At 42.7% G+C, this 12983-nt stretch carries 7 protein-coding genes; all 7 read left to right on the top strand.

What is annotated here, in order from left to right; translation table 11 throughout:
* The first annotated feature begins 47 nt into the window (after positions 1-47).
* The 7 genes from IE164_RS16925 to IE164_RS16895 all read left to right on the top strand — a co-directional run bounded on the left by IE164_RS16925 (position 48) and on the right by IE164_RS16895 (position 12836).
* A complete protein-coding gene (locus IE164_RS16925) occupies positions 48-3263 on the top strand; it encodes a SusC/RagA family TonB-linked outer membrane protein (RefSeq protein WP_189631459.1) in 3216 nt (1071 codons plus the stop codon).
* A 13-nt stretch (positions 3264-3276) separates the two neighbouring features.
* A complete protein-coding gene (locus IE164_RS16920) occupies positions 3277-4752 on the top strand; it encodes a RagB/SusD family nutrient uptake outer membrane protein (RefSeq protein WP_189631458.1) in 1476 nt (491 codons plus the stop codon).
* Positions 4753-5299: 547 nt separating this feature from the next.
* Positions 5300-8350, top strand: a complete 3051-nt coding sequence (locus IE164_RS16915) for a SusC/RagA family TonB-linked outer membrane protein (RefSeq protein ID WP_189631457.1) — start codon at positions 5300-5302, stop codon at positions 8348-8350.
* A 22-nt stretch (positions 8351-8372) separates the two neighbouring features.
* Positions 8373-9869: a RagB/SusD family nutrient uptake outer membrane protein gene (locus IE164_RS16910; RefSeq protein ID WP_189631456.1), complete on the top strand. Its 1497-nt coding sequence runs from the start codon at positions 8373-8375 to the stop codon at positions 9867-9869.
* Between the two features lie 69 nt (positions 9870-9938).
* The gene (locus IE164_RS16905; protein ID WP_189631455.1) at positions 9939-10445 is read left to right on the top strand and encodes a hypothetical protein; all 507 of its coding nucleotides are present in this window, start codon (positions 9939-9941) and stop codon (positions 10443-10445) included.
* A 40-nt stretch (positions 10446-10485) separates the two neighbouring features.
* Positions 10486-10914, top strand: coding sequence for a hypothetical protein (locus IE164_RS16900; protein WP_189631454.1), 429 nt, complete (start codon positions 10486-10488; stop codon positions 10912-10914).
* A gap of 62 nt (positions 10915-10976) precedes the next feature.
* Positions 10977-12836 (top strand): SGNH/GDSL hydrolase family protein, encoded by a 1860-nt coding sequence (locus IE164_RS16895; RefSeq protein ID WP_189631453.1) that lies wholly within the window; start codon positions 10977-10979, stop codon positions 12834-12836.
* The last annotated feature ends 147 nt before the right edge of the window (positions 12837-12983 follow it).

Raw genomic sequence — 12983 nt, 5'->3', positions numbered from 1 at the left:
ATTTAATCATAGACAAACTATTTATTATTAAACTAAACTAACAAGGGATGAAGAGAATTTCATTGTCTTTGGTCTCCTTGCTGTGCTTATTGTTTTCTGGTGTGGCCTATGGTCAATCCAGAACTGTAACGGGAACAGTAACGGGAGCAGATGATGGTCTTGCGCTACCGCAAGTGACCATTATGATCAAAGGGACCACAAACGGTACTACTACCGATTTTGAGGGTAATTACCGCCTGGAAGTTCCCAGCGCGGAAACTGTCTTGGTATACAGATTCCTAGGGTACATCACCAAGGAAGTCACTGTAGGTAATCAAACAACTATTAATGTTTCACTAGAGCCCGATGCCGTATCTCTTGGAGAGGTAGTGGTAACCGGTTACGGTGAGTCTACAAAGAAGTCTTTCACCGGTACGGCTAAGACGGTGAAACAAGAGGATATTGAGTCCAAAAACTTCTCCAACGTATCACAGGCTCTTGCCGGTGAGGTGGCTGGTGTTACGGTAATCAATACTTCTGGCCAGCCGGGAACAGCTTCTACTATTCGTATTAGAGGTTTTGGCTCGGTTAACGGAAACAGAGATCCACTGTATGTAGTAGACGGTGTTCCATTTTCAGGAAGCATTAACTCTATCAACCCAGCCGATATCGCATCGACTACCGTGTTGAAAGATGCTACGGCTACTGCCATTTATGGTGCCAGAGGTGCTAACGGTGTTATCTTGATCACCACGAAAAGCGGTTCGGCTTCTAACAACTCTATAGAAATCGACCTGAAGTCTGGAGTTAACATGAGCCTGTTGCCGCGTCAACAAACCATCAAGTCTCCTGAGGAGTACATTGCCCTTACCTGGGAGAGTTTGTACAATAGAGGTGTGGCTACTGGTGAGCCCGATCCTGAGGCATATGCTAATGCACGCTTGTTCTCAGGTGGAGGTATTGCTCCATTCTATAATATGTGGAATGTGGCCAATGGAGGCGAACTTATCGACCCTAACACCAGAACAGTGAGACCTGGAGTAACCCGTAGATACAACCCGGAAAACTGGGAAGACTATGGTTTCCAGAACTCGTCAAGAAACGAGGCAAACATTCGATTGAGTGGTGGTAGCGAAGACACCAAGTACTTTACTTCTTTCGGTTACTTGAATGATGTGGGGTATATTGTTAACTCGGACTACGAGCGTTACTCAACCCGACTCAACCTTACCCACAATGTAAAAGAGTGGTTGTCAGGTTCCGTAAACATTGGTTATGCCCTTTCTGAAAACCAAACCAACGGTCAATCGAGTAACTCAGGAAGCATCTTCTGGTTCGTAGATAATCTTCCTCCAATTTATCCACTGTTTCTAAGGGATTCAGAGGGTAATATTGTGCAAGACCCAATCTTTGGAGGCAATCAGTATGATTATGGCGATTCCGGTAGAGGTTTTGGTGCGCTTACTAACTCTATTGCCGATGCACATTTTGACAGAAATGGAAGTAAAAGACATGAGTTGAACGCCAACTTTACTTTTGATGCTCAAATTACACCGGAGCTTTCTTTCCAGTCTAAGTTTGGTGCTCAATACTACAATAACAGAGCTACCTCATTGAGAAACCCATTCTATGGTTCTGGAGCATCTCAGGGAGGTTCACTGTTTAGAACAGATACTGAGCTTTTTGTTCAAAACTTCCTGAATTTGGCTCGATATGAGAAGAGCTTTGGAAATCATTCGATTGAAGTTCTGGCCGCTCATGAAACAAATAGCTTCGACCAAACATTTGCTTCGCAAAGCAAAGAGAAGGCTGTTTTACCTTACCTGGCAGAGTTCAATAACTACATTATTGTTTCTTCGCCTCCAACATCCTTTAAGAACAGCAGCCGCTTGGAGTCTTACTTTGGCCAAGCCAACTACAACTATAAAGAGAAGTATTTCTTTAGTGCCTCACTAAGACGCGATGGTTCTTCCCGATTCGTGAATAACAAGTGGGATACCTTTGGTTCTGTAGGTGCTTCCTGGATTATGTCTGAAGAGAACTTCTTCCAGGATGCTCTGCCATTTGTTGACTTCTTTAAACTGAAGGCCAGCTATGGAGTGAGTGGTGATCAGGCAGGTGTAGGTCTGTATCCAGGATACAACACCTTTAATGTAGACAACCTGAATGGTGCTATTTCAATTTCTGAAAGAAACATTGGTTTCCCTAACCTTACATGGGAGACAGCCAATCTATATCAGGTAGGAGCCGAGTTTACCATTGGTAGAGTGTTGGACGGTTCTATCGATTACTATATTAAGAATACGACCAACCTGATTTTCAACAGAAACGTGGGGCCATCTGTAGGTTATGCTACAGAAACTGTTAACGATGGACGTTTGAGAAACTCAGGATTGGAGTTTGACCTGACTACTCACATCTTTAATAAGAGCGACTTTAAACTGGACTTTACCGTAAATGGATCGTTCCTGGGTAATGAGCTTACTAAAATGCCTATTGACCCGGCCACGGGTAAAGAAAAGGTACTCGACATCAATGGTGCTTACGGTAGAACAGCAGGTCGATCTCTCTTCGATTTCTACATGAGAGAGTGGGCTGGTGTAGACCCACAAGATGGTAGAGCCATGTGGAACCTCTATTATGATGATGCCAACAATGATGGTATTTATGATAGTGGTGAAGAGATCGCTTCCCTATATGAGTATCTGGTAGAAAACCCTGACGCTAATGTTCAGAAGACTACAACAAAATCTTACTCCGATGCGACTCAGAAATTCCTCGACAAATCGCCAATTCCGGTTGTGAGTGGTGCTTTCAGACTGGCAGCAAGTTACAAAGGAATAGACTTGAGTGCTCAGTTTATATATAGCCTTGGTGGTCATGCGTATGACGGAGCCTATGCCAACCTAATGGGGAACCCTCAAGCGGGTAACCAAAACTGGCATGTGGATATCAGAGACAGATGGCAACAGGCTGGCGATGTAACCAATGTGCCAAGACTCTCGGATAACTTCGACACAAACGTGAACAGCCAGTCTTCTCGATTCATTACATCTACCAACTTCTTGTCTTTAAATAACATTAGAGTTGGTTACAACTTGCCTCAGGCTTGGTTGAACGGTACAGGATTGAAAGCAGTTAGTGTTTCTGGTTCTGCCGATAACCTGTTCTTGCTCAGCGCCAGAGAAGGCTTTAACCCTTCAACTTCAGAGACTGGTGCTTCTAGTATTTACAGATACGACCCATTAACAACGTTCACTCTTGGTTTGAGGGTTAGATTCTAAAACAATGAAGAACATGAGAAATAAAATATATTCTATTCTATGTGGCTTTGCTATACTCAGCATGCTGGGTTGTAGCGAAGACTACCTTGAAGTGCAACCATCTGAGTTCCTAACGGCAGAGCAGGTTGCGGAGGCTGCGGCCAATAACCCTGAGGTTATTGCCGGTAGTATGAGCGGTATTTACACGCTCATGTTTCAGGCGTTCACAGGAGGAACCGGTGGACATGACGATTTTGGGCAAAAAGGATATGACATCTTCAGCGATATGCTGTCTGGAGACCTTGCGCTCACTGTAAGTACCTACGGTTGGTATAGAACTATTACGGAATTCCAGGCCACACAGGACTTTACGTTCAATGATAACTATCAGGTTTGGAGATACTACTTCCGACTCATTCGTTCGGCCAATTTGGTAATTGACGCCTTGGGTGGTAACGATGCTACTCCCGAAATTGCCGAAAACCGCTATATCATGGGTCAGGCGAAGGCTATGAGAGCTCATTCGTATTTCTATCTGGCTCAGTTCTTCCAGGAAGGCCTCGATCTTTCTGAAGAAATACTGCCGATTTACGATGATCCAAGTTTGCCTAACCAGCCTAAGAGCACTGCTCAGGAGGTTTACAATCTTATTGTAGATGACCTGACAGACGCTATTTCGCTTTTGGATGGATTCAACCGTAGCGCCAAAACACAAATCGATAAAAGTGTGGCACAGGGTATCTTAGCTTACGTTCATGCAGCATTGGGCAACTATGCTGAAGTAAAAACACTTACAGCTGATGTCATTAACTCAGGTACCTATCCTATCATGGATGCCACTGAAGTTCTTGGTGGATTCAATGATGTGAATACTCCGGGTTGGATGTGGGGTGTAGATATTACCACCGACAATGGTATCAACCTTGTGTCTTGGTGGGGTCAGATGGACCGCTACACCTATAGCTATCAATGGGCAGGTGATAGAAAAGCTTTGGATCAAGGTCTGTTCGATCAGATTCCGGCAAATGATGTGAGAAAGGGACAGTTTTTGAACAACCCTAACAGCAGCTACCATCTGGTTGCACAGAATAAGTTCTATGACCCGGCACGTGTAACCGGTGGACAGAGAACAGTAACCACAGACTATATCTATATGAGAGTGGCAGAGATGTACTTGTTAAATGCAGAGGCCGCAGCGAAAACCGGTGATTTGATTACGGCAAGAAACTCTCTGAAGGCTCTTTTGGCTGAGCGTTTTGCAGACCCATTGGATTATGCTTATGTAGATCTGCTTACGGGTCAGGCCTTGATTGATGAGATTTATCTGCAGACCAGAATCGAGTTCTTTGCTGAAGGTAAGTCATACTTGGCCATGAAGAGAAATCAGGCTACTATAGTAAGGGGCTCTAATCACCTCTCTTTCGTTGGTGAGCCTATTCCTTATGATGATGACCGACTGACCTTTGAAATACCTCAGGCGGAAATTCAGAACAACCCCTTCATTAACTAAATAGGAGCTGAATTACTTAATATGTAAAAGGGAGCTGTCGGCTCCCTTTTTTAGTAGAAGGATATGAGGTTTACGGCAAAAAAAATGTCGTTCATTCCTCAATTTTTTTTAAAAAAATGCCGCCAAATATTATTTGCCATAATTGTTTATTTTCAAAACAAGCCATCTGGGGGTATTCAGGTCAGGAGAAATTATAGTTGAGAATTGCTAATTGTTGTAAATGAAAAACTATTCAGAATATTTATTTTTTTCGAAAACATAATGTTTCAAATTGATCTTTAATTTTTAATAAAAATCTAACACACTATTGTCAACCAAAAGTTAATTTTTGTTAACGCTACCTTAGCCTATAAAGACCCTTACTCATCGGAATAAAATTTTTTGATTGACCTCAAAAGTGCCGTTTAGCCAAAAATAGAGCACATTTTCATGCTGCTCAGACTCCCCATTTTGTTTCGTCATTATTATTAATTGATGACATTTTATTTTATGTTTGACTTTCTAAACAAACTTTTTAATCAACTATTAAACTAAAAACGAAAGCAAAATGAAGAGAATTTTACTGACTTGTTTCTCGTTGGTGCTGATGGTTTTAACCACCTCAGCATTTGCACAGAGCAGGATAGTTACCGGTAAAGTTACTGGTTCAGACGATGGTCTTCCATTGCCTGGTGTGACTATCTTGTTGAAGGGTACGACCACAGGTGTACCTACTGAAGCCAACGGAGAGTATCGCATTGAGGTGCCAGGTCCGGATGCTGTTTTAGTATTCAGATTCTTGGGCTATGTGACTCAGGAAGTGGTAGTAGGGGACAGATCTGTGATCAACGTGCCTCTATCTCCTGACGTGGCTAACCTGGGAGAGGTTGTTGTAACTGGTGTGGCGGCAGCTACTCCGGCTAAAAAACTTCCTTTCACAGTAAGTTCTGTTAACGAGAAAGTATTCCAGCAAGTACCTGCTACTGACGTTGGATCTGCACTTGCAGGTAAAATTGCCGGTGTAAGGGTTCAGCCAAGTAACGTACCTGGTGGAGGACCAGCTATTCAGATTAGAGGTAACACCTCTCTTGCCAGAGGAAGTTCACCACTTATCGTATTAGATGGTGTATTCGTTGAAGGATCTTTGGCAAACATTAACCTACAGGATGTGGAGCGTTTCGAAGTATTGAAAGGTGCTTCTGCGGCTACTCTTTATGGTTCACGTGCTGCTAATGGTGTAATTGCCATTACTACTAAAAGAGGTAGAAACCTTGAAGTAGGAACTACTGAAGTATTTGTAAGAACTGAGGTGGGTAACCAAAACGCTTACAACTCAAGATCTCCTGAGAAAGCGGTTAATCACCCATTCCAGATTGACCCGGCTACTGGTGATTTCCTTTTGGATAACACTGGTACTGCTGTTGACGATCCAAGTGGTATCTCTGATGGGGAGTTCCCTAGCTACAGAGATCATATTAAAGATTTCTTCCAGGGTTCAACTTTCCTTACTCAGTATGCAAGATTGAGTACAAGAGGAACTTCAGGAAACATGGTGGTTTCTGCTGAGTACCAAGACCAAACTGGTGGTATTAAACTACACGATGGTAGCCAGCGTTACAACATTGCCTTTAATGCTGACCAATACTTGGGAGACAAACTCACTTTGTCTACCAGTATGAAGTTCATCCATCAGAAAAATGACAACCGTCCAAGAAACATCAGAACTTTGACCATGATGGATCCAAGTGCTGATCTTTTCGCTCCTAACGAAGAGGATGGTTCTCCTTACAACTACAATGCTAACCGTTTCTCTCCAACGTCAGAATTTAACCCATTCTATCAGTTGGCAAATCAGAGAAATGAGTTTGTTAGAAGAAGATTTGTTGGTTCTGCTGCATTGAAGTACGAAATCATTAGAGGTCTTCAATTAGAAGGTCAGTTCGGTTTAGATACTTGGATGGATAAAACGAGATTCTATCAAGACATTGGATACCTAGCTAACCAAGGTGTTCCAGGTGTAGGTAACCTTTCTCGTTCATTTGATGACTACCAAGCAATCAACACATCTATTAAGTTGACATATGCTAAGAAGTTAGGTGACTGGAATATCCGATCAAACGCCTTCTTCTTGTATGAGCAAAGAGGTGGTACTGGATTCAATATTAGTGGTTCAAACCTTGGTATCCCTGGTTTCGATGATATTGATAACGTAACTCTTTCTCCAAATGATGGTATCCCTTACCTAAATGGTGACTCATTCGATCAAGATCTTATCGTATCGAACAGTTTCTCATTCTCAGTAGGTGGTGACTACCTTGATAAGTACCTTTTCGATATCGTGGTAAGACGTGACGGTAGCTCATTGTTTGGTGAGGATAACCGTTGGAATACTTTTGCTCGTTTCTCAGGTGGATGGAGATTCACTGAGGACTTGGATATCCCTGGTGTTCAGGAAGGTAAGATTAACGCATCATGGGGTCAGGCAGGTACTCTTCCTAACTTCGATGATAGATTCGAGATTGCCACAGTTACCAACGGTAATGTAAATAACCCTACTAATTTACCTAACCCACTTATCGGTCCTGGTATTACAGATGAGATTGAAATTGGTTTGAACGTTGAGTTCCTTGACAGATTTACTGCCGCTGCTTCTTATTCTAAGCAGGACAACAGAGACCAGATTCTTTCTGTACCTCTTTCTGCTGCAACCGGACGTAGCTCTCAGGTGCAGAACGCTGGTACCTTGGAAACTAACACTATAGAATTCACATTGGGTTATACTGCCATTCAGAAGAATGACATGAACCTAGATTTCAACTTGATCTTTGACAGAACTCGTCAGGAAATCACTGAATTCGACAGACCAAGATTCCCTACCGGATTGAACATCTGGGATGTAGGAAACTCTCCAACAACCATGTTCGGACGTAAAATTGCTCGTTCTGTAAGTGATTTGACCGTTCTTGATGATGGTACAGTGGCTAACGTTTCAGGTGGTTTGACTCCTGCAGACTTCAAGGTAAACAGAGATGGTATCTTGATCGTTGCTGCTAACGAATTTACTGCTAACGAGGCTGCTGTATATATTACAGATGAGTCTGGTGTGCAGAGAGATGACTTGTTGATTGGTGATGCTCAGCCTAACTTTAACATGGCTATGCAAACAAACTTCAACTACAAAGGGTTGTCAGTGTTCATGTCATGGGAATACCAGAACGGTGGAGATACTTACTACCAAGGTGGTCAGTGGTTGGCTAGAGACAGGTTACACCCAATGTTTAGCCAAGGACAGTATCCTGAAGGACAAAGACAGTACAACACTTATTTGTTGACTATTTATAACGTAAACAGAGCAACTGACTTCTGGGTTGAAGATGCTACGCACCTGAGACTAAGAGAGCTTTCTGTTGCTTACAATTTTGGTTCGGCTCAACTTGCTAAAATTGGATTGGATAATGTGTTCAAGAGAATGAACGTAAGCTTGATCGGTAGAAACTTGTTGCTTCTTAGCAAGTACCCTGGATACGATCCTGCTACCGGTGGCTTCAACTCTAGAGTTGATGACTTCAACTTCCCTCTTGTAAGGACATTTACTGGTTCAGTTTCGTTCACTTTCTAATAATTAAAAACAGTAAAGAACAATGAAAAAAACGTTCAAAAAATTAGGAGTAATGATGGTGGCCTTGGCTGTCGTTCTTACTTCGTGTGAAGATTTGGAGGTTGAGAACTTAAATGACCTCGATAGTAGGGCAGTTTATGCTGATGCAACTTCTCTTCCTAGCGTAATTGACGGTGCGTTCCTTACCTGGTGGCAAGGAATTCAGTTGAGCTCGCCTAACATGCCTGTTTCGGTGGCGGCTCAAACATTGAGTTCAAGCTGGGGTAACTGGGGTATGCAAGATTTGGGTACTATTCCAAGAGCCCCAATCCAAAACACCGTGACCTATAACAACCGAGCGTTCATGACAACGCCTTGGTATAACCTTAACAACGCTCTGGCTCAGGCCAATGAAGTGTTAAGAGTATTGGAAACAGAGTTTAACGGCTCTATTCAGGATAATCAAGGTAATGACCTGACAGCTCAAACTGTGGCTAACGCCAAAATGCTTCAAGGTCTTACTCTAGGTTGGTTGGGTCTTATTTTCGACCAGGCCTTTATAGCTGACGAGTCTTTGAGTGCTGAGGATCTTGCTGCTTTAGAGATGAGTCCTTACACTGATGTGATTGAGGCTGCTGTGACTAAGCTGACTGAGGCTGCTACTATGTTTGCCGCAAACAGTGGAACTACTCACACTGCGATCAACGGTTTGAATTATGATAACACTGGTGCTGCTCAGTTCTGTAGAGCCTATGCCGCTAAGCTTTTGGCTTACAAAGCCAGATCTGGTGCTGAAACCGCTGCTAACGATTGGAATAGAATTCTTACTTTGGCTAACGGTGGTACTACTGCAGACATTTCACCTGCTGGTGATGGTCAGTTCTGGTGGACTAGAATTCTAATTCAAGGACAGTTCCCTCTATGGTCTAGAGTTTCACAACGATTGATCAACATGATGGAAGGTGGTATCGGTGGTCCTAGTACCAACGATCCTAATCATCCAACAGCTCCATATCCATGGCCTGATGGTACTAGCACTCTTCCTGAGATTACCAATCCAAGAGATGCTAGAATCACTAAGTACTATCAGTACAATACAGGTGTGCAGTTCCAGTCAGCAAGAGGTTATTACTTCTTCTCAAGCTACAATTTCAGAAAGTATCCTGATTATTTGGCCGCTTTCTTAGGACCTATGCCTCACTTGACTTTGAATGAGCAAAACTTAATCAAAGCAGAAGCATTGATCAGAACTGGTGGTGATAAGTTGCAGGCTGCGGCTTATATCAACAACACCAGAGTAGATAATGGTGAACTTCCAGCTCTTACTGGTTTAGAGTCTAATGCTGATATGCTTAAGGCACTTTACTATGAGCGTTTGGTAGAGTTTACCTGGGATGGCGCGTTGAATGGTTGGTTCTTCAGAAGAATGACTACTGTAGATCAGTATCAGCTTCAGCCGGGAACTCCTCAGCAAATGCCTGTTCCGGCTCAAGAACTTGAGATTCTTGGTATTGATGTGTACACTTTTGGTGGCGCATAAGACCATATTTAGATAATTTTAAGCCCCGGTTTACCGGGGCTTTTTTATTTCCCTTTAATCCATTTATTGATGATGACTAAAATAAGATTGGCCGTATTATTAATCTTTTCTCTGAGCCTGGCTATGAGCTGTAATTCTGGAGGAGATAAAGTGAAGTATGTGCTAGCCGAAACAGTTGAGATAGAGTATTATGATACACTTAAGAAAGATGAGTGGATTTCTATTGATGGTGTTACTTTTAAACACTTAGACACGTACGAGGCATTGAAGGAGGACTCCATTCCGGAAAATGAATTCTACACCGTTGATATCCTTCCCACAACTCTCCAGCAGATTTATATTCCCGGTGCTGAATCGCACGAGTTTCTCTCTACCTATGGCGATGCTCAGGTGGTATTTGAGCTTTTTAAACATTTAGCAGTGAAGAGCGATGAACAAGGCAATCAGATATATAAGTTTGCTGGTCACTCGTTAGACATGTCACGTGGTAAGATGACCCTTATGAGGCATGATGGAAAGAAAATCAAGGTGAGCACCAGTGAGGGATATGGTGCCGCTGTGCGTAAAGTGGAATGATATTTGATGATTTTACGACTGCTAACTAAACTATATAACTATGAGACTTTCAATTATTACAGTTTTATTCTGCCTTTCTGTAGCTGTCCAGGCACAAACTAGGAACCCGGCAGATACAACGGTTTACTTTTTTGGCAACTTTGAGCTCAAGAGTGGACTGCAAGTTTTAACTGATACTGACTCGTTGGTTGTATCAAAGAAAATGTTGGTTAGTAATTTGTCAGCTGTGCAGGCAACCAATAAACAATTGTTACTAAGAGTAGCCAAGGAACAGTTAGGAGCTAAAGCCATGAGGTTAAAGAACCCTAATGCGAGTAAGCTAATTCACTTTTTTGCCACTAAGCCTGAAATGGAAGAAGCCGTTCGGCAGCTCAAGTTTTCAAATGAAAATAGTTTATATTACCTGAGAGACTTTGAATTTATCAAAGAGGTTGGGCTGCAAGGGCCCGGCAATCCGGTGATAAAATAATTGGGTCATAGAATTGACAAAAGCCCTTTGCCATTGTTTAAGTATGGTAAAGGGCTTTTTTTATGAAAAGAATAGTTTTCTATGCTATTACTCTCCTTACTCCTATCATTCTGTTAATTGCGTTGGAGCTTTTACTCAGAATGTTTGGTTATGGAGAATCTCCTCAGCCGCTCTTTGTAACAGACAAATTTGATAGTGGATATTGGACGCTTAACCCAAGATTTGCAGAGCGTTACTTTAGTGACCAGGCGTTTGCAACCGCCCCACAATACGAGGTTATGGAAAAGGCTAAAGGAGACTCTACGTTCAGAATTTTCGTTCAGGGAGCCTCATCCTCTGCAGGCTTTCCGTATCACAATGCCTCATTTCCAAAACTTTTGGAGCAAAGACTGCAAGCACAGTACCCAACGCTTAATGTAGAAGTTATTAACACCAGTCTAGTAGCTACGAACAGTTATGCTATGCTTGACATGGCCAATGAGATTATCAATGCTCAGCCCGATATGGTCATTATTTATGGCGGCCACAATGAGTATTATGGAGCCCTTGGAGTAGCTTCTACCCAGTCAAAGGGTAGTTCTCCGCGGTTGGTAAATACCTATCTCAGTTTAAAGAAGTACAGAATTGTACAGTTGCTTAGTAAGCTAACCCAGAGCATAAGGGCGAAGGCTAACTTGCCCAATTCAAGTTCCCATACGCTCATGGCCAGAATGATCAGAGAAGATGCTATCCCCTACGGGTCGGACCTTTATGTAAAAGGGTTGAAACAGTATGAGTTTAATTTGTCGAGGTTGCTCAATAAGTATCGCAGGGCGGGAGTTAGCGTGGGGCTCTCCACGTTGGTGTCAAACCTGGCAGATTTTAGCCCGTTTCTTTCGGAAAACGGTAGTGAGAGTGCCCTGACTTTATACAATGATGGTTTAGAGAAAAGAAGGAATGGTGAACTCGAGGAGGCGGTTTCCTTATTCAATAAGGCTAAAGATATGGACTTGCTAAAGTTTAGAGCTCCATCAGGTATCGACTCCCTTATTATTCAACTCAGCGATAAGTATGAAGCGCGTTTGATTGACATAAAAGATGCTTTTGAACAATACAGTCCTGACCGATTAATTGGTGGTGAATTGATGCATGAACATGTGCATCCCAATTTAAAGGGGCAACGGCTGATGGCCGATAGAGCTTTTACTGCGGTTGCTCAAACAATTGCCGAACAATGGGGGCTATTTCCCTCTCAAGGAGGTGGCTTTCAATATGCCATTGCTCCGGCCGATAGTCTTTATGCCGAAATACTGATAAGTCAACTATTGCTCGACTGGCCATTTAACAGAGGTGATGAGTCACAGCGCATAGACCCCGGCTCAAGAGCAGCTCAGGTTTTTTCAGGAGCTATTTCATGGGACCAGGTTTTACTCGATAGCTATTATTCCCAGTTGGGGAGTACTCCGTACCAGGCCCTGCAAACGGCAAGAGTAATGCTTCAGGATTCGCCTCATAGAGAAGAACCTTACCTTTTAACAGGAGAAGCCTACCTCCGTTTGGGGCAGTTCGAAAAAGTTGAACAGCTTCTGTCTGCCATGCCAAAGCAATTACAGTCTGTAAGAATTACCACACTACGGCAGAAAAACGCTCTAGCCAACAATCAGTTCTATCTGGCGGCAGAGTTGACCAAAGAGTTGCTTAGTCAGAAACCCAAAGACTATCTCTTGTCCAATCAACTCAAGAGTATTGAGTCTATTATTCTTTTGTTGGAGCCTGGGAAGAAACTGCATGAAATGCCTGAATCAGTCCTATTAGATGCTTTAGAGGGGTATATTTTCCTTGAAAAATCAGAAGCCGCGCAGCAATTGCTAGGCAGTCTGAAAGTTGGCAGAGACTCAAGCGAGAGGTTATTATCGTTAGAAAGAAGGCTTGGTAGTATCTAGATTATTTGGTTCTTAATATTAGCGTCCGAATGAATCGATACTTTTTCTACATAATTTAGGATTATCGGTTAAAGTTGCTCCGTTTCTGAAAATTATATTCTAATCCCTTTTTTTGAGTTCGTAACTTTTTTTAAGTTGTCTGTTAGG

The organism is Roseivirga thermotolerans, assembly GCF_014653175.1.
Lineage (GTDB): Bacteria > Bacteroidota > Bacteroidia > Cytophagales > Cyclobacteriaceae > Roseivirga > Roseivirga thermotolerans.
This window is presented reverse-complemented; position numbering and strand designations above follow the sequence as displayed.

Excerpts from the sequence above, each read along its gene's own strand:
- IE164_RS16925 (WP_189631459.1), top strand. The coding sequence starts at position 48 with ATGAAGAGAATTTCATTGTCTTTGGTCTCCTTGCTGTGCTTATTGTTT.
- IE164_RS16905 (WP_189631455.1), top strand. The coding sequence starts at position 9,939 with ATGATGACTAAAATAAGATTGGCCGTATTATTAATCTTTTCTCTGAGC.
- IE164_RS16920 (WP_189631458.1), top strand. The coding sequence starts at position 3,277 with ATGAGAAATAAAATATATTCTATTCTATGTGGCTTTGCTATACTCAGC.
- IE164_RS16915 (WP_189631457.1), top strand. The coding sequence starts at position 5,300 with ATGAAGAGAATTTTACTGACTTGTTTCTCGTTGGTGCTGATGGTTTTA.
- IE164_RS16900 (WP_189631454.1), top strand. The coding sequence starts at position 10,486 with ATGAGACTTTCAATTATTACAGTTTTATTCTGCCTTTCTGTAGCTGTC.
- IE164_RS16895 (WP_189631453.1), top strand. The coding sequence starts at position 10,977 with ATGAAAAGAATAGTTTTCTATGCTATTACTCTCCTTACTCCTATCATT.
- IE164_RS16910 (WP_189631456.1), top strand. The coding sequence starts at position 8,373 with ATGAAAAAAACGTTCAAAAAATTAGGAGTAATGATGGTGGCCTTGGCT.